Annotated in this window: 15 protein-coding genes and 1 pseudogene; 6 read left to right on the top strand and 10 right to left on the bottom strand. The window is 59.0% G+C overall.

Translation table 11 applies throughout. From position 1 onward, the window contains the following. Nucleotides 1-79: 79 nt before the first annotated feature. Nucleotides 80-703: a peptide-methionine (S)-S-oxide reductase MsrA gene (locus ABEI27_RS03520; protein ID WP_375798105.1), complete on the bottom strand. Its 624-nt coding sequence runs from the start codon at nucleotides 701-703 to the stop codon at nucleotides 80-82. Between the two features lie 217 nt (nucleotides 704-920). Here ABEI27_RS03520 and ABEI27_RS03515 point away from each other — a divergent pair, with 217 nt between their 5' ends. Beyond that, entirely contained in the window at nucleotides 921-1,319 is a 399-nt protein-coding gene (locus tag ABEI27_RS03515) for a DUF4864 domain-containing protein (protein WP_375798029.1), read from the top strand. Between the two features lie 102 nt (nucleotides 1,320-1,421). Next, on the top strand, nucleotides 1,422-2,120 hold the full coding sequence (locus tag ABEI27_RS03510; RefSeq protein ID WP_375798028.1) for an NAD(P)-binding oxidoreductase: 699 nt from the start codon (nucleotides 1,422-1,424) through the stop codon (nucleotides 2,118-2,120). Between the two features lie 45 nt (nucleotides 2,121-2,165). Here ABEI27_RS03510 and ABEI27_RS03505 read toward each other — a convergent pair whose 3' ends face one another. Next, nucleotides 2,166-3,968, bottom strand: coding sequence for an L-aspartate oxidase (locus ABEI27_RS03505; protein ID WP_375798027.1), 1,803 nt, complete (start codon nucleotides 3,966-3,968; stop codon nucleotides 2,166-2,168). Nucleotides 3,969-4,101: 133 nt separating this feature from the next. Here ABEI27_RS03505 and ABEI27_RS03500 point away from each other — a divergent pair, with 133 nt between their 5' ends. Continuing rightward, nucleotides 4,102-5,337: a nitrate/nitrite transporter gene (locus tag ABEI27_RS03500; protein WP_375798026.1), complete on the top strand. Its 1,236-nt coding sequence runs from the start codon at nucleotides 4,102-4,104 to the stop codon at nucleotides 5,335-5,337. Between the two features lie 612 nt (nucleotides 5,338-5,949). Here the strand turns inward: ABEI27_RS03500 and ABEI27_RS03495 are convergent. The 8 genes from ABEI27_RS03495 to ABEI27_RS03460 all read right to left on the bottom strand — a co-directional run bounded on the left by ABEI27_RS03495 (nucleotide 5,950) and on the right by ABEI27_RS03460 (nucleotide 13,198). Further along, on the bottom strand, nucleotides 5,950-6,195 hold the full coding sequence (locus tag ABEI27_RS03495) for a hypothetical protein (protein WP_375798025.1): 246 nt from the start codon (nucleotides 6,193-6,195) through the stop codon (nucleotides 5,950-5,952). Nucleotides 6,196-6,316: 121 nt separating this feature from the next. Next, nucleotides 6,317-6,640 carry a hypothetical protein gene (locus tag ABEI27_RS03490; protein WP_375798024.1) on the bottom strand — a complete coding sequence of 108 codons (324 nt, stop codon included), beginning with the start codon at nucleotides 6,638-6,640 and terminating at the stop codon, nucleotides 6,317-6,319. Between the two features lie 76 nt (nucleotides 6,641-6,716). Then, nucleotides 6,717-7,610, bottom strand: coding sequence for a UV DNA damage repair endonuclease UvsE (uvsE, locus tag ABEI27_RS03485; protein WP_375798023.1), 894 nt, complete (start codon nucleotides 7,608-7,610; stop codon nucleotides 6,717-6,719). A 706-nt stretch (nucleotides 7,611-8,316) separates the two neighbouring features. Next, a complete protein-coding gene (locus ABEI27_RS03480; protein ID WP_375798022.1) occupies nucleotides 8,317-9,729 on the bottom strand; it encodes a DUF6895 family protein in 1,413 nt (470 codons plus the stop codon). A 76-nt stretch (nucleotides 9,730-9,805) separates the two neighbouring features. Continuing rightward, nucleotides 9,806-10,102 (bottom strand): hypothetical protein, encoded by a 297-nt coding sequence (locus ABEI27_RS03475; protein WP_375798021.1) that lies wholly within the window; start codon nucleotides 10,100-10,102, stop codon nucleotides 9,806-9,808. A 171-nt stretch (nucleotides 10,103-10,273) separates the two neighbouring features. Next, nucleotides 10,274-11,329 carry a methyltransferase gene (locus ABEI27_RS03470; RefSeq protein WP_375798020.1) on the bottom strand — a complete coding sequence of 352 codons (1,056 nt, stop codon included), beginning with the start codon at nucleotides 11,327-11,329 and terminating at the stop codon, nucleotides 10,274-10,276. Nucleotides 11,330-11,719: 390 nt separating this feature from the next. Next, nucleotides 11,720-12,133: a universal stress protein gene (locus tag ABEI27_RS03465; protein ID WP_375798019.1), complete on the bottom strand. Its 414-nt coding sequence runs from the start codon at nucleotides 12,131-12,133 to the stop codon at nucleotides 11,720-11,722. A gap of 354 nt (nucleotides 12,134-12,487) precedes the next feature. After that, a complete protein-coding gene (locus tag ABEI27_RS03460; protein WP_375798018.1) occupies nucleotides 12,488-13,198 on the bottom strand; it encodes a ferredoxin--NADP reductase in 711 nt (236 codons plus the stop codon). Between the two features lie 2,696 nt (nucleotides 13,199-15,894). Between ABEI27_RS03460 and ABEI27_RS03455 the strand changes: the two genes are divergently transcribed. The 3 genes and pseudogenes from ABEI27_RS03455 to ABEI27_RS03445 form a co-directional block, all read left to right on the top strand. Beyond that, the gene (locus ABEI27_RS03455) at nucleotides 15,895-16,353 is read left to right on the top strand and encodes a hypothetical protein (RefSeq protein ID WP_375798017.1); all 459 of its coding nucleotides are present in this window, start codon (nucleotides 15,895-15,897) and stop codon (nucleotides 16,351-16,353) included. Nucleotides 16,354-16,447: 94 nt separating this feature from the next. After that, a complete protein-coding gene (locus ABEI27_RS03450) occupies nucleotides 16,448-16,861 on the top strand; it encodes a hypothetical protein (RefSeq protein WP_375798016.1) in 414 nt (137 codons plus the stop codon). Between the two features lie 27 nt (nucleotides 16,862-16,888). After that, nucleotides 16,889-17,176 (top strand): annotated as a pseudogene (locus ABEI27_RS03445) (transposase); the annotation flags it as partial.

Below are 17,176 nucleotides of genomic sequence, written 5' to 3'. Positions count from 1 at the left end.
TTCGGTCAGCGCCTATTGCCTCAACTCTGGTGGACGGAAATGGATACAGCATCCCCTCCAATTTGCGACCGAACGCCCGCTACGGCGACCGCTGATTGGGCGCCGGTAGATGGGCGTCGATGGAAACGTCGTGACCGGCGACGTAGCCGTTCAGTTTCGCCGCGATTGGGGACTCACGAATGTCCTCAGAGGTGTATCCCGCCTCCTCGAAGGCGCTGATAAAGAACGAGGCCGAGCGGAGCCTGTACTTCTGGTGGTAGTCCTCGGCCGGATAGAACCGCGAGAGTTGCTCGATGCGCGTCTCAACGCTCTCAGCAGTTCGACCCGACGCCTCCAGTACCGTGTCGATCACGTCGCGCTGGGCGGACGTCGCCGCTAACACGACGTTCTGATACTGCGTCTTTCGTGTCTGCGTTTGCGGGTTGTGCTGCTGGAAGGCCTCCTCGACGAGGTCTCGGTAGGTCACCACGTCGGGGTCGAAATCTACCTGGAATACCTCCGTGTGGTCTCCAAGGGAGTGGTAGGTCGGGTCAGTCTTGGTGCCACCGGCGTATCCAACGCGCGTTCGGATCACGCCATCCATCGCCCCGAATCTCGTATCCGGCCCCCAAAAACACCCGAGTCCGAAGGTCGCCGTCTCTGTCGCCTCAGGGTCCATCGTCTCTGCGTCGTACTCCCGTATCGTGGCTGGTGTGAGCGTCATTGGATTGAATCGTCTGTAGAGTTCGCGGACCGCCCGTCCTGCGCCGATTCGCATCTCACTGTACGTAACAGCCCCAGACACATATACCGGGCGCTGGCGCACTTCGGCTCTCATTCGACGGCTCTGTTGGCGGATGTCTACAGCGTCGCGGGTTGGGGGCGAGTGAGACGGGCAGGTGGTTGATATACGCCGAGACCGTAAGACACGTGTTTGTATGATGGACCAGTATCCGATCGACGGACTGCCGACTCCTGACCCATCGCACAGTCCAGAGACCATCGTTGCGATGCAACTCGACGGTCTGGCCACGAACGACGATCCATTCGAAGACGCCGGTATCGGCGTCGCGTACAACTTCGCATCGCCGGCGAACCGACGAGCAACAGGGCCGTTCGATCGGTTCGTGCAAATGGTCCGGGGACGGCGGTACGCTCCGATGGTGGACCATACTGCGGCGACAGTAAAGCCGATTGACCGAGATGGTGGCCGCGCCGAGCAACGGGTCGAACTCACCGGCCCCAACGGCCGAACCGAGACGTACGCCTTCGGATTGTCGAAGCACCGCGACGGCGAACTGGACGGTTGCTGGCTGACCGACCGCGTTACCCTCGAATAGCCGGTCGCGATGGGGTCAGGCCGCCGGACGGCCAGCGGTCGAGTGTGGTCCAGCGACCCCCTCGATGCCTGCGCTTTTTATTATTGCGACCGAGTTTCGAGTATGCATTCAGAAAGCCTCGACACGGTTCTCGTTGCTGGCGCGACCGGTGGGACGGGGCGTGCAGTGCTGCGGCTCGCACAGTCCCGCGTCGACACCGTCCGTGCGCTCACGCGCTCGCCGGACGCCGCACCCGACCTCGAAGCCGCCGGTGCCGACGAGGTCGTAGTAGACGACCTGTTGGATCCTGACGACCTGTCAGCGGTCGTCGCCGGCACTGATGCAGTGCTCAGTGCGGTCGGCACGTCACCCGTGGCGATTCGGTCAGGGCCGCCGTTCGTCGACGGTGCCGGAAATCGGGCGCTCGTTACGGCAGCAGCGGACGCCGACGTCGAGTCGTTCGTTATGGAGTCGGCGATCGGCGTCGGACCGGAACCCGCCAGCCCACTGGCAACGGCCTTCGACGCGTTCATCGGGCCGCTTCAGAAGGCGAAAGCGTCGGCCGAAGCCTCGATCCGAGATGCCCCACTTCGGCACACGATTCTGCGACCGGGCGTGTTGACGAACGGCAGTCGGACCGACGTGGTCACGGCCGCCGAACCCGGCGCGAAACTCTGGGGGCTGATCTCCCGGGCGGACGTAGCGCGACTGATGCTCGCCGCGCCGCTGACGCCCGATGCTCGCGACCGAACGCTCGAGGTCGTCTCGACCCCCCAGTTCGACGAGCGCGCCGCTCCGATCGACTGGACGCTCCCGCGATGATGGGGATTTCGCACGACCGAGCAGTGTGATTTCTGTGGGCCCTCGCTACTCCAGTTGGTGGTAGTCCAGTTCGTACCCCACGTCGATGGCCGCTTGCACCGCTTCACTGGGGGATTCGACCGGTTCGACGCTCGTCGCCATTCCGCCGAGATCAGCCTGCTCGAAGTGGATGTTCTGTTGCCACTCGGGGTCTATTTCCTCGTAATCGGTGCGATAGTGTGCGCCACGAGACTCCTCCCGCTCGAGTGCGCCGCGAAGCACCGCCGTTGCGGCCACGAGCATAAACTGGATGTCGATCGCTACCTCGAAGGACTGGCTCGTTCGTCCGCCGACAGTGAGGTCCTGTGCCTTCCGACGGATCGTTTCGAGTTTCTCCAGGCCCGATTCGAGCGTTTCGCCGTCCCGCAGGATGCCCGCGTGATCCCACATCACCGACTGTAACTCCTCGAACACCGCCCGGGGTGCGTACTGCCCCTCGCGGTTCGTCAGTTCTTCGAGGGTGGCGAGCGCCGGGGCGACCTGCGTCTCTACGACCTCCTCGTCGAGTACAGGTGACCCGAGGCCGCGGGCGGCGATGGTGCGACCAGCGACGGTGCCGAACGCGACAGTCTCGGCGAGCGAGTTGCCACCGAGTCGGTTCGCGCCGTGGACCCCCGCCATTGTCTCACCGATGGCGAACAGCCCGTCGATGTCCGTCTCGCCGGTCTCGTCGACGGCGACCCCGCCCATCCCGTAGTGGCTCGTCGGTGCGACTTCGACTGGCTCCTCGGCCATATCGACGCCCAGAGACTGAAACCGCTCGTACATCCGGGGCAGGCGCTTCTGGATGAATTCGGCGTCCCTGTGGGAGATATCGAGATAGACGCCGCCGTTCTCCGTCCCGCGACCTTCGGCGACCTCCTGAGCGATCGCTCGGGCGACCACGTCCCGCGCATCCAGTTCCATCTGGTCGGGCGAGTACCGCTTCATAAACCGCTCACCCTCGCTGTTGTGCAATCGGCCTCCCTCCCCGCGGACCGCTTCCGTGACGAGTCGCCCGCTCCAGGACGCCCACTCCTCGTCGGTTTCGTCGACGGCCATTCCGGTGGGATGGAACTGGACGAACTCCATATCCATCAGACGCGCGCCAGCCTGGTATGCGAGCGCCGGACCGTCACCGTTGTTCTCGTCGTCGCGAGAGGTGTGCCGGTTGTAGATAGCCGCGTACCCGCCGGCGGCGAGGACCACTGCGTTGCTGTTGAATACGACCGGCTTCCCGGTGTCCAGGTCGACCCCGACGGCACCGGTGGCCGTCTCTCCTTCAGTCAAGAGGGACGTTATCATCACGTTCTCACGGTACGGAATCGAAAGCGACTGTGCCCGCTCGACGAGCGTGTCGAGCAGAGACTCGCCGGTGTGATCGCCCGCGAAGGCGGTCCGACGGAACGACTGAGCGCCGAAGTACCGTTGATCGATCTCGCCCTCGTCGGTTCGCGAGTAGTTCATTCCCCAATCGTCTAACTCGTGCAGGCGCTCGGGCATCTGTTTCGTCACCGTCTCGACCTTGCTCGGGTCGTTGACAAAGTGACCCTCGTCGAGCGTGTCCGCAGCGTGGACGGTCCAGTCGTCTTCGGGATCGTGGGTTCCAAGTGCTCCGTTGATCCCACCACGTGCCCACGTCGTGTGAGCATCGCCGTGACCGCGTTTGCCGAGCACGATGACGTCCTCGGGGTCGGTTCCCTCTTGGACGACTTCGATAGCCGCTCTCGCACCTGCCGCCCCGGCACCGATGATGAGCACAGGGACGTCAACCTGTTCGTACGGCAGCAGAGTCGCGTCGGTCAGTTCAGGATCGGCAATTGATTCCATCTGTGTAATGATCAGTGCCGAGCGTTGATAAGGGACTCGCGCGCGTGCGCACGCGACCACAGCCACTTGGTGTCCCGGGCCGCGCCGCGATAGACAACGTTATTACGGGATGCTGTCGAGCAACAATAAGTTGGTGACGAGACAGGCGGACCACCGTGACCGCGCGGAGGGCCGAACGTGGCGGCTGATTACTGTCGCGACTGGATGGCTGCTGCTCCTGTTCGTCGGTGCGTACCTGATTACCCCTGCGAGCATCCTCACGCTGGTGATGGCCGATCTCGAGATCAGCGAGGCAACGGCGGCAGCACTCGTCTCGATGCCACAGGTCGCTGCGACGGTCATCGGGATTCCCGTTGGAATCTATCTTGACCGCGTGAAGGCCCGCCCGATTGTCCCGGTTGCGGCGGCCGTCCTCCTCGTCGGTAGTATTGGCGACTGGTTCGCCGCGAGCGGGGGAAACGTCTCGCTGTTGATCGCCTCACGATTATTCGCAGGCGTCGGTATGTTCACCCTGTGGACACTCAGCATCACTGTCGCTTCGAGTGCGTTCCCACCTGAGCGGCGGGCGACGGCCACATCGGTACTGATCTCCGGGTACCCTGCTGGCTACGCGCTCGGTCAACTCGGTGCGCCACGGCTCGCAGGGGCCGTCGGCTGGCCAGGGGTGTTTCCGATCTTCGGCGGGACCGTGCTGCTGATGTCGTTTGCGCTCTACATCGCGGTCGGTCGGGTTTCGCGGTTCGACGCGTCTACGAAGCCGATATCACTGATCGGGTTCAAACGGGTGTTGCGAAACCGGAACGTGTGGATGGTCGTCGCGGTCACCGTTCTCGGTTACTCACTGTATATGGTGTTCAACTCGTGGATGCCGACGTACATCACCCGCCGGTTTAGCGTCTCACTGGCGGAGAGCGGGACGTTCGTCGCACTGTTCCCCGCGGTCGGGGTTCTCGCCCGACCGACGGGCGGATGGCTCTCAGACAGGGTTCTGGCCCAGCGACGTCGTCCCATCTTCGCCACTTCGTTCGTCGGTGCAACTGTGCTAGCGGTCGCGATGTTCTACAGCACGACGATCACGGTTCTAATCGCGATGCTCGTCCTCGCCGGGGTGTTCATTCAACTCCAGATCGGATTGATGTATCAGTCGATTCAGGAGTTCGTCGATCCCAGCGCGGCCGGAACGGCGGTCGCGCTCGCGAGCGTCGGCGGGTGGCTGGGATCGTTCGTCGCGCCCGTCGTCGCCGGAGAGTTGGTCGCCACCGCCGGAACCTACGCAGTTCTGTTCACGTTCGCCGTCGGACTCGGTGTGGTGGGGATGCTCACCGTCTGGCAGATGGCGGAGTCCGGTGAGTCCACGGTGCTCTCCTGACTGCAGCCCCTGTCCGCTCGACGACTCGAGTAGTCATCACACATATGTCTCCGCACTGGTTTCACACAGCGTTAGATCTCCTGCTTTTCGCTTGTATGATTCTTGCTACCCACCCGCATACTTATTAGTGATAAACACAATACATAATTGTATGAGATACCGAGTTGAGTGTGATAACTGCGACCTCAGCGAGGAACTACACGAACACGACGCCTACGGTCGAGCGAAGGAACACGAAGGTCAATACACGTCCCACACAGTCGCTGTCGTCCAGTCACGGGAGTGATCGGGGCGTTATTTTTCGTTGCGGTTAGCCGGACGGGACCTCCCGGCCGGTTTCGGCGTCGACGTGTACCCCATACTGTCGGCTATAGTCGCGTGAAGATTTTCCACACCCCGGGGTGTCGAAATCTTTCACGTTGTTATAGCCGACAGGATCAATGACCCACCAGTGAATCGTCGATAGAATCAGCTGTCTATGTTCGACACAGCAAGCCACCCCACAGGCTTGCGTCGTCAGACACCCCGTGCTAGGGCCGGAGGTATGCACAGATCCATTCAGAACTGTCCGTTGCGGTCGAATCCTTGGAAATATGCGCGGGCTGACCACGATCAGTTTCCGCGTTTGCGATACCACACGCGCTCTCCAACGGGTGAGGCTTCCTCGCCGATATCCAGGCGACTGACGAACAGGTCTCGAATGGCGAGCGTCACGACGAGTTCGACTATGTCGCCGTCTTCGGCTTTCACCGTCACAACGCAGTGGCCGTCTCGTTCGGCCGTTTCGACGATCTCTCCGGACGACCACCGATCGAGGTCGTGTGTCGGCTTTCGTGCGTGTATCCGATCGTGAGCCATAGGGTCGATTACTGCCCGACCGATGTCCACGTTTCGCTTGCGACCGGCGGCGTGTGGATTCAACTGTTCCGGCACCGAAGCATCCTCGATGCGGGAGTACGCGATGTCCCGGAAAGTGCGATCACTCGTCGCTTCGCCACCTCAGCGAGTTCTCGTTTAGTTCCGTCACCACGGGTCGTCCTTTCGTGAGCATCCTGTCTGCGATCTCGATCGCCCGCTCCAGATCGTCTCGTGACAGACTCTTATAGGCGGGGCGACCGTCGATTTCGTCGTCCCACACATCCTCACACAGATTATCGAGCACCACGCGACCGAAGCAGTGATCCAACTGAATCGGCCAGTCACCGTCGCGTTTCGCCCTCGCCGGAAGGGCTTCGTGCACCTTCTGATCGTACTCCGCACGAAGAGCCGAGAGGTCTGCTCCGTCCAGCGTCTGCTGTCCCATACTGCGTCAGTGGGACCGTACCGGTTTCAGGTTGTCTGATGAGTGAATCAGCGAGCGAGGCGACTCTACCTGTGGCTCACGTCTGGATCCGGAGCAGGGACTCTTCTTTCCCGTGTGATTCGATCATTACGTCAGACTCCGCTCTGAGCCACGCCGGGACAGCAGCAACGTGTTCAGCGTGTTCTTGCGGACGCGCATCGAAGTCGCCGTGGAGTCGAGCCGGTTCGGAGTAATGGGTAACCGGGCGGACGTCACCCCATGTCTCACGGGCGAGCGCAAACGCCTCACGATACGAATGCTCCCGAGCGCTGAAACTGTGATGATGGTAATCGAACGTCACGGGAATCTGGACTTCGTCGGCAACTTCTTCGACGAGTTCACTGACGCTCCACAGCGACTCCTTGTCGTCGTTTTCGACGACGAGTCGCGCTCTGGCACGCGGCGGCAAGTTATCGACGACCTTGCAAAACCGGTCAGCGGTGGCCGCTTTGTCGCCGTAATGGGCTCCGATGTGTACGTTGATCCCGTAGCGGGGGGACCGCGGCAGTCCCAGAAGGTCCAGCCATCGCCCGTGATGTTCGACAGATTCGACCGACCGCTCGACTGTATCTGTCGACTCGCTGGCCAACTTGCACCAGTGGCTCGGATGGAAGGTCAGCCGCATTCCGTTGGCTTCGATGAGGTCACCACAGGATTCCGCCAGCGAGGCGATCCGCTCGTAGTTCGGCAGTTCCCGTAACTCGAACTGTGAGTTCCACGGGACCAGCGTCGAACTACACCGATACAGGTAGATCCCGTGATCGAGATTCCACTGGAGAATCGCGTAGAGATCCTCGAAATTCTGCTCTGTGAGTTCGGCTGCTCGTTCGATTCCATCCCGCTGCCACGTCTTTTTTCGCATATCACGGTTGCAGCGCCGCGGCGGGTCGTGCTCGCGGAGCGTCCGGTTCATCGCTGCGTATCCTAGCATCACACACTGTTCGGTGGGGAGCGTATAGACTCGTTCGGTAGTCGCGATGCGTCACCTGAACAGCTCTCCGAGTCGAGCCTGATTTCTTCGCTCTGAAGCGGCGACGTCACCCGTATCTATCACAGCGATTACCTGTAAAGTATTATATTTGGACGACGCTATGGAAGGTGAGTACGCCCATTTGCCAGTGCGTTTACTACGGGCAGGCCCTGATGAAGGTCGAAACACAAAGCGGGGGGAACCGACACTGAGGTAACTTTGAGAGCCAGCATACAGTGTCCGGCAGGTCGGGGGAACAGTGGTCCGTCCCCCGGCAGGTATCCACACAACTGCGTCCACCCACCGCTATGATCTTCGGAGAGTATAGTAGCGTTTGCAACTGATTACACAGCCGATCGCACGCAGTCGTGCGATCGAATGAGCGAAGACTTGCAAACGCTACTATTGTGCGCTGGCACTGTTGATCGTGGGAAAATCTCTGTGATCGCCAGTATAGTAGGACCGACGCGCTGAGTTACGAGGCCTTCGATACGGACGCTCCTACGGGAAGTGTCTCACCGTGGCGCCCCAGCAGTGCCCGCATCCAGTGCACATTCGTCAGTCGCTCGACGGTCATTTGCAGTGCACAGCGACTGGAATGGAATGGAGCGCCGATCACCTTCTTCCCACCTCGGCACGTGCCGGCAAACCCTCTCGAAAGAACCGGTCAGCCGGGGCCATCCTCAGTCTCTGACCCGGAGTTCGAATACTTTTCAATCGCCTCCGAGCAGGCCTCTGTCACCGGCTGAACCATCTGTTCACGGAACGCATCCCGATTGTTGCCACGGACGGTGTAGACCGCTTCCTCGTCCGTCCAGAAGCCGTACTGTCCGTCTGACGACTGCTGCTGACGGAGATACCTCACACCGGTCTCTAACACGGTAGCGTACGGATCAGAAAAATCCGCGTCCACGAGACCTTTCAACTGGCGGGCGGCCAGTCCGAGGGTGTACTGCGAGAGGGAGTGCAGAAACTGCCCGAGACGGATGCGGTCGATGAGTTCTGCTGACGGGCGGTAGTCGTCGCCAGACTCGGCGAGTTCCGGCCAGTCCGCCCGGGACTTGATTACCTTCGTCGCGGTCGCCCCCACCAGGTTGGTGTGGTAATGACGAGCCCACTCCCGGTCCTCGGAACCCCACGACTCGAGGTCACCTGACGGCAGTTCCGCAGGCTTTTCATCGGGACCGGGCAGATATCCCGGTTCCGCGGCCAAATGGCGGACCCACGCGAGGGCGAACCGGACGAGATCCGGCGGAACCTGGCGCTGCAGAACACCCGCCAGGAGGAGTTCGAGCACGATGTCGCAGTTCCCCACAGCGATGTACCGCAGGATGCCTCCCACCAGCGCAGTCGTCAGATCGTATGGAGCGATGTCGTCCGGAAATGCGGGATGGTCGACGCCGAAATTGTGGTAGTAGTACAGATTGTGTGTGACAGCATACAGGTCACTGAGGTCGGCGTTCGCGACGTTCGGGGGATGGTTCAGTGACCCGAGCGGCAGGACGGCATCCTTGTCAATCGGGCAGTCCGCGTACCCGTATACGAGACAGAAGTGCCACAGGTCCATCTGACGGTGCGGAACCCGTTCGACCGACCAGACCGTCTGCTGGTCTAACACAGAGTCGACTGCGGTGGCCGTCGCCCCATCGAGATCACCGCTCACTTTCGCGTAGGTCAGCGGATGAGTGTACTTCAGCAACTCCCGGGGATTACGTCGGACGAGGTCTCGGTAGCGACGGTCGTTCGCGCGGTCGACGACGAGGTCGTGTGGCTCCGATGAGGAGTACGTTTCGCCCACTCCTCTGGCGACGTACAGGTGGAGCGCGAGTTCGGTGAACGCCTTGCGCCGGAGGTTGCGCCCCGAGAGTGCGGTCCACGAAAACGGATCGAACTGATCGAGATTATCGATGATCCATTCGTCCGCGATCGTTTCGATCTCAGATAGCGTCGATCGGGGGTCTTCCAGCGGTTCTGATTCCGGGAGATCGACTGGTTCCCAGACCGACGTTTCGCTCGAGCGGGCCCGGTCGCTCATCGCGAGGAACCACTCCTTCCCGATCGAGGCCGATCTCCCCGCCACATAGGCCCACCTGTCAGCGGCGCACAAATTAATACTGTTGGTGACCGACGTCCGCCCGGAAGCGCGACGGACACTGTCAGTCGTCTTCTCGACTCCGCTGTTCGGCGAGGGCCTGGAGCCGTTCCTCGGCAGCCGCATCACCAGATACGCCTGCAATTGGTGTGTACGGTGCTGGATCACTCGTCTCTCCCACAGGGGTGATGAACAGGAATGCTCTCCACCCGCAGACGTGACCAAAGTCGTCATCGATGTCGCTTCCTTCGACCAGATCGATCAGGTCAGCCATCGAAATCTCGTCGGTGTCGACCAGTTCTTGGAATTCCTCACTCTGTGCTAGTTCCAGTACCGCCTCAGGATCCTGTGCACCAGTCATAGTACATTTAGATTATTTGTCTATTAACGAATAAAGATTATGGAATCAAAGAAGAATTATTCTATATATTATAACAGGCTGCATTACCGAGTGAAATTTGCACTAACGCGTCGGGTATCGAGAGTTATAGTAATAGTATTTCAACTAACATAATATGACTGACGGACCCAATCAGACCTTCGCGGCTTCGAGAACACTGATCGGACTTCCGTCTGGGTCCCACCGTTCGACGAGTTCCCACCCGGCGCTGTCGAGGAGTGTCTCGTGCTCTGTTACGGTGCGCTCTCGACCGCCCGTGTGTACCATCATATCGATGTCAAGTCGTTTCGCATAGTGGTTTGCCTCGGGCCCCGGCACGATTGCCTCCATAATGAATATGCGCCCGTCGGGCGGTGCCGCCTCCGTGATGTTTGAAAGCAACTGTCCGCACTCCTCGTCGTTCCAGTTGTGGAGAACCCAATTCAGGAAGTACGCGTCCGCGGGGGGAACCGCTTCGAACATATCCCCGCCGACGTACGTGCATCGATTTTCCACGTCGACTCTCGGTGCCCAGAGTTGATCCGTCTCCGCGATTACGCTCGGGAGGTCCAGAACAGTCCCGTCGAGGTGTGGGTATGAATCGAGGAGGTGAGACAGCAAGTGACCGTGACCACCGCCCACATCACAGACGTGCGAAACCCGGGAAAAATCACGATCGGCGAGTGTCTCCAGTAGTATGTCCGTCTCGCGACGCGACCGTGCCGACATATGTGAACTGAAGATCGCGCCGTACTCGGGATTCGCTTCGACGTACTCGAAGATGTCGCGTCCGAATTCGCGGACGAACCCATCGGGCGGTCCGTCTCGGACGAGGGCCGGGAGGTGTAGATAGGGTAACACCCACTCCGGACATCGGTCGAAGAGCAGCGTATCACGCACTGACCGCGGATGATCCGGTAAGAAGAGTTCCCCCACGACAGTCAAGGAAAACTCTCGGTCATCGCTCTCTTCGAGGACACCGTAGTTGCTCAGGGCGCGCAGGAGGCGGTACGTGTTCTCAGTGTGTAGGCCCAACTCGGCGGCGACGTCGGTCGCTGTCGTCGGGCATTCATCGAGTACCTCGAACATTCCCAGTTTCGCCCCGGTGTAGAGTAACTGGCCGCTCTGAAGTTCTTGGATGAGGGAAGTGGCGATTGCCGCATCGACCTGCTCTGATCCCGACGAGGGATCGGACGAACTGTCTGGCATCGGATCGACCCACCCGTAATATGGTAATTACTCAGTAAAGTCTATGGACTGAACTGTAGTCGTCGTGCGCAGTCTTCGCTGTTCGAGGCCTGCTGACACCCAAATCGAACGGAACGTCAGAGACGGAAGGCCGGCCTCCCCGCAGGAAACAGTACGGGGTTTCGCGGGCGCAACGAGTGCCGGCCGCTTTCTGCACGCCTCGGCATCTCGTCGAACGTCGAACGTGACGGGAGACGACTGTGTTAACTTGTAGAACGCAAACTGCACTGAACCGTGGACTTCTATGAGCGGGTCATCGACGCAATGCTTCCCGAGATTGCTCCGAATCGGGCCGTCTCCAGCGGTAACGGGATACCTCGGGTCCCGAACCATTCGACCGCTCCTGTCGATTTACGGCTCGACCCTCTCCGGGACGATGGTCACAGGAACGGATGCCTCTTGAGCGACGACAAACCCGGTGTGACCATCACGGAGTTCCGCCAGCCGTGCTTTCGATCGGTATCCAATGATGATATGATCTATCTCCACGTCCTCAGCAATGTCCACGAGGTGCTTGCCGGTCGCCTTCGACGAGCGGAGTCCACTTCTGTTGAGATGCTCGAGTGTGACTTCTACGTCGACGTCGGCCTCTGAAAGAACTGAGCGGACTTCATCGCGGAGACTTCGGTCGCTCCCCGACGCGTTCTCGTTTGCTATCAGATGAGCGATGGTCAGATCCTGACTCGTGTCCCGGGCGAACTGCGCTGCGACCTCAAGCACTGCGGTAAATCGATCATCGTCCCCGATCGCTACCAAGATAGTCATACTATTTTCACGGGCTAAAGCTCAATAGTGGTTTCGCCGTCTCAGGCCTGAATGCTGATTTGAACGGCCGCGCTCTCTCAACACTGAACGCAAAACTGTCCCGCTGCGGTGCTTCGGTCACTTGGCAAGACGGGACGATGGGATTACAGTAGCATAATAGTATTATGCCAGCGTGATCCCCGCCGCCCGTTCGGAGAACTGCCTTCACTCGGGTGCGCACTCACCTTCCGAGCGAACAGGAGGGATCCGACGACAGGTCAGGTAAAACAAGTATTACAGAGTTATGTCCGAGGAATGCGCACAGTACGCAGGTAGAGAAAGGCGTGTGGTTCGAGTCCGGAAACCTGTGGATGGTCACTCGCCTGCGACGACGCTGTCCTCCCACCCTTCGCTGTAGATCCGTTCGTCGGAGACACCCAACTCTGCGAGGCGATCCTTCGTCTGGACGACCATTGGGGGAACCCCACAGACGTAGTAATCGCGCTCACTGTCCGTCCCGAACAACTCCTCGAGATGCTCTTGTACGTATCCGATCCGTCCGGTCCACTCCCAGTTCGGGTCAGATAGGACGAACGTGACATCCAGGCTCGGATGGTTGGCTGCCAGTTCGTTGAGCGTCTCTCTATGGATGAGTGTCTCCTCCCGTTTTTCCCCGAGAATCAAGTGCACGTGACCAGATCCTTCGCGCAGGTACTGCCGAAGCATCGCCATCATCGGGGTCAATCCCGTTCCGGATGCGAGAAACGCGACGTCCCGAGTCGGGTCCGCGAGCGTTAGCGCGCCTTCTATCGGCCCAATCTGGACTGTATCTCCGGGTCGTTTCTGATGCATATACGACGACGCCAGTCCGTCGTCGTACCGTTTAATCGTCAACGCGAGTTCGTCGCTTCCAGGCAGATTCGTCGGTGTGTACGGCCGGACGACTTTTTTGTCGCCCGATTTGAATCGGATCGTTGTATGTTGCCCCGGTTCGTACTCGAACGTATAATCGGGAACTCGCAGGCGAAAGGCTCTCACCCGCGGTGTCGTTTGATACGTGTCGACGACCGTCGCTTTCTGTGTCATTTTATGTACGAATGCCTACGGATACGGTCAGGTGTCTGACCGAATATGGGGGTTATCGCTCGAATCGTCGTCAGTCGTTTTCTGCATCATTCTGTTGGACTGTTGCAATTATTTGTGAGGGACAGACACGTATAAGACTCTCCATCGAATGAGATGCACACTATAGTCACACAATTGTCAAGATAGGATCGTGGAAATTTTTGCGGTTTCTGACGATTCGTGCCACCAACTGCACAATACAGCGAGTAACAGATCACAACTCTCTTCTATTCGATCACCAACACCTCGTCTGCTTCCCGCTGCAACTCGAAGAACACTGCCTGAATCTCGCCCCTGTGGCTTAGTTACTGGATATCACTGCTTAATTTTGCAACATATCCGGACCGTTTGGCCTCGAACCCCTGAAGCGGGAACACTCGTGTCTGATCGCTTATCCGAAGTAACTTCTGAACTGCTTTGCGATGGAACTTGTAGGGTGGGCGATCGTCATCGAGGAACAAACAGTGAGCAGAAAGGACAAGCCCAAATGCTTGATCAGCAAATGACATTGGTGGTAAATCTGTTTAGTGATACCGACCGCTGTGGTTAGCAACACCATTCAGGAAACGTGATGCCGCCTGTTTACGGTATGCCGCGAGTTCGGAGATGTCGTCGTAGAAATCCCACACGTACAGATCCACAATTCCGTTGAGAGCATTCATCGCTGTATTGATGCCGTGGTCACAGGTTTTCGATAACGCAGACGGCGAACAATCGTACATCTTGTCTACTCCGACGGCGTCAATCCGTGTTCGCGGCCTCTGCGACGAACGAACAGAAACCAGCGGGACAGTCGAGAATTCGCTGTCCTGCTCGCTCAATGGGATCAAAATCAAAGATCTTCCGGTATTCGCTGAACGCCCTCCCAATCAAAGTAAATCTATCAATCTCGTACTTTTTTGTTTATCGTACTCGGGTCCACGTCACACAGCGTTCTATTGATCAATATACATACTCTCCTCAGAGCGGTGCGCTCGGCACGGGGTCGGTAAAGAGGCTCTCATACGGTCTGATTACACAGATTGTCTTGACCTGCACTCGCACTGGCAGCGCTCAGGTGGTGGCCACTATATCATCGAACTTGGTGTTGTAAGAGGGGTCCAACCCGGAACGCGCTTCCTCGGAATCACAGTTAATTCATATGATAAACTGTACAATGTATTGGAATTTTCGTATGTTTGTCTGAGAGGGCGGCTGACGTCCGGGACTGCGAAAATCCTGTGCGTCCCCTTTGTCGTGTGTACCGGACTTTTGTGCTAACGCTACCTTGCTCACCCCACACCCATCCAATATGGCCGTCGAATCTCCCGTGAAATAACAGAATTAGATAATATATTATTTTTGATACTTTGTGTTGTATACGTAGACGGGGCCGTATCCCGAGATACACTCTGAACTGTGGTGCGTGAGTGTGTGTGCAACTCGAATATCTGCTCTGTGTGGACCAACAGCCACTGAGAGTAACTTGTTCAATTGGAAAATGCCCATAATAGTCGCCACACCGATAAGAATTCTACTATTACAGAGCAGAAGACGTCGCCTAACTCGATGGATCAATCTCTTGCAAATAAGAGTATTCTTCCGCAAGGGCGTTGTCATAGGTCATATTCACTGGGGCCATTTCGACCTCTGCTATGCCGGAGAAACTTGTTCCTGCAGGCAACTTCGCTGAGATAAAAAAGCCAAGAAGTCACTCAGGCCGAATCCGAACTTCAGGCTAGCCTGCAGTGGACACAGGGTTCACCTCTCCTCTACAGATGCTGGTTCCACAGCAGGGCAAAGATTGGACTAGCCCCAAGTGGGACGGCCCGGCATCGACGCCGTCCAAATCGTACGGCCGACCCACAGGGGATGGTATCGGAGCGACCCGGCATTCAACCTCCACAACTGCGGTCAAGCAGTTCTGGTCCTCCCCTACGCGACGGGACTCTATCATCGCAGACAGATGCTCGTCACTGGCGTCGCGTACTATCACAGCCATTCGCGTACGCGACTCTCATCGCGTTTATATGATACGCCGGGCTTCGTTTCGCCTTGGAAATTGGACCTGCTGCCGCATACGGAGGATCCGCGGCAGTTGCACTCGTCGCCGCTCTCGGCGACGAATCGTTTGCAAGTGGAGGTGTGACTGGACGCGGTTGTCCCGCTCGAATCTCAGTGGTCAACTTGCTCGCCAACTGAGTTCACACTCTACTTGCGGACCCGAACATCCACGGCGTCCTTCGACTCGCTGATTTTCTCGGCCACCGTGTCGCCTTCAGGTAGCCAATCCGCCGCGAGGAATACTATGTCCTGTTCGGCGTCGTCGTTACACAGGGCGCACTCCTGGTCGACTATCCGGCGCGCGAGTGGCTGCTGTTTGGGGAGCTGGCACTCGGCCCGAGACTGTTGGGCTACACGCTGATCAGCTGGGCGCTGGCGCACCTGGAGTTGAGCGTCGCTTCGGTATCGCTGCTCGGTGAGTCGGTCGGCGCGACGACTCTCGCATTCGTGGTATTTTTACAGTGCCTAATTACGTTTACCATCGGTGGCGGAGCCGTGGTAATAGTGGGCATCCCACTGACCGGAAGCGGTCGCTGAAGTTGTCAACGGTCGCGTCCGCCGGATGCTTCCGGTACCGGACGCGGATATTTCCCTGTTCGGTGCTGACTGGCTGTATGGACCTCGATCAGTTCGCCGCGGACGCACCATCGGACGACGCGCCGGGTGACGCCCAGGCTTGCATCGTTGCGACCCAGCCTGACACCTTCGACCGCTGTCGAGCCGGCTTCTACCCTGCACCCCGGTCGTACGACCGGACGCGCGCGGACTTCTCCTATATGGCGTTCTACCGCACCGCCCCGGTGTCTGCGATCACCCACTACGCCCGCGTCGTCGAGCGGACCGAGCAGGTCCGCGGTGAGCCGGGGCCGATGACAGAAGCCGACTGGGATGCGCTCATCGACCCGTTCACCGAAGAGCGCGTCGTGATCGTCTTCGAGTTCGACGAACTCGTCCCACTGGATCGCCCCGTTCAGAACGACGCGAACGGCGTTCGCGGTGCAGTGTACTGCACTGTGGACGACCTGCGAATGGCAGACACCGTCTCGGCACTCACCGAGCGTGCGGACGGCTAGCCGGGTCGGATCGGACACTCGAACAGACGCGCGTCCGCCGGCACGGCCGATGGCTCCTTGTCGATTCGCCACTTCAAGTCACTAACGAGAATCGATGAACCATATCCCCGACAGCGCGCTCAACGCAATCGACGATTTCGGCGAGTCGCTGCTGTTCGGCGCTCCACCGACAGTACAGGAGACGCTTCGGGGTGACCTCCGGATCGAGATTACACGCGTCGACTCCGATGCCTCTATCACGTATATCGATTGCGGGACCGACTCCGATACTGAGCCGGTGGCCCCCACTGCTCACCTGTCGACCGGGGCGGTTGCGCGATGTCGTTACGAGTCGACACACACACAAGCGCCGCCGACGCTTCGTGCTCTTGGCTCGTTCGTGATCACAATCGTTGACGGAATCGACCAACGACTGCGCTCGTGGGGGATCGAACCACCGGCGGCGTACATCTACACCGAGACCGTCGAGGGCACTCACCGTTACGAGGGGCTGCTCGCGCTCCCGTAGCGTATTCGACACGTTCGGTCCGGTTAGGACTCCGAGCATAACGACCACCGGCAGTATTCGGTGTTCATAACGAATTGCGGGAGCGGGCATCTCACGGAGTACGGCTATCGTTGGGAGATCGAGAGCGGCTACAAATCGGTCAAACGGTTCATAGCTGCGACAACGTCGAAGGATTTCGGGCTACGGTTCTTCTACTTCGCATTCGCCTGCCTGTTGTACTCGATCTGGCGGGCTGTCGATCTGCTCGTGCAGGTTGAGTTGACTGGTGAGTATAAGCACTCACCGGTGATTACAGCGGACAACACGCTGACGCTG

Source organism: Halobellus sp. (assembly GCF_042218505.1).
In the GTDB taxonomy this organism is placed as follows: domain Archaea; phylum Halobacteriota; class Halobacteria; order Halobacteriales; family Haloferacaceae; genus Haloquadratum.
Note: the sequence above shows the minus strand (reverse complement) of the source record. Positions and strands in the feature narration are given on the sequence as shown.

What these genes read in the sequence shown, in the direction of transcription:
- ABEI27_RS03520 (WP_375798105.1), bottom strand. Translation starts at nt 703, where the DNA reads ATGACGCTCACACCAGCCACGATACGGGAGTACGACGCAGAGACGATG.
- ABEI27_RS03515 (WP_375798029.1), top strand. Translation starts at nt 921, where the DNA reads ATGGACCAGTATCCGATCGACGGACTGCCGACTCCTGACCCATCGCAC.
- ABEI27_RS03510 (WP_375798028.1), top strand. Translation starts at nt 1,422, where the DNA reads ATGCATTCAGAAAGCCTCGACACGGTTCTCGTTGCTGGCGCGACCGGT.
- ABEI27_RS03505 (WP_375798027.1), bottom strand. Translation starts at nt 3,968, where the DNA reads ATGGAATCAATTGCCGATCCTGAACTGACCGACGCGACTCTGCTGCCG.
- ABEI27_RS03495 (WP_375798025.1), bottom strand. Translation starts at nt 6,195, where the DNA reads ATGGCTCACGATCGGATACACGCACGAAAGCCGACACACGACCTCGAT.
- ABEI27_RS03490 (WP_375798024.1), bottom strand. Translation starts at nt 6,640, where the DNA reads ATGGGACAGCAGACGCTGGACGGAGCAGACCTCTCGGCTCTTCGTGCG.
- uvsE (WP_375798023.1), bottom strand. Translation starts at nt 7,610, where the DNA reads ATGCTAGGATACGCAGCGATGAACCGGACGCTCCGCGAGCACGACCCG.
- ABEI27_RS03475 (WP_375798021.1), bottom strand. Translation starts at nt 10,102, where the DNA reads ATGACTGGTGCACAGGATCCTGAGGCGGTACTGGAACTAGCACAGAGT.
- ABEI27_RS03470 (WP_375798020.1), bottom strand. Translation starts at nt 11,329, where the DNA reads ATGCCAGACAGTTCGTCCGATCCCTCGTCGGGATCAGAGCAGGTCGAT.
- ABEI27_RS03465 (WP_375798019.1), bottom strand. Translation starts at nt 12,133, where the DNA reads ATGACTATCTTGGTAGCGATCGGGGACGATGATCGATTTACCGCAGTG.
- ABEI27_RS03460 (WP_375798018.1), bottom strand. Translation starts at nt 13,198, where the DNA reads ATGACACAGAAAGCGACGGTCGTCGACACGTATCAAACGACACCGCGG.
- ABEI27_RS03455 (WP_375798017.1), top strand. Translation starts at nt 15,895, where the DNA reads ATGGACCTCGATCAGTTCGCCGCGGACGCACCATCGGACGACGCGCCG.
- ABEI27_RS03450 (WP_375798016.1), top strand. Translation starts at nt 16,448, where the DNA reads ATGAACCATATCCCCGACAGCGCGCTCAACGCAATCGACGATTTCGGC.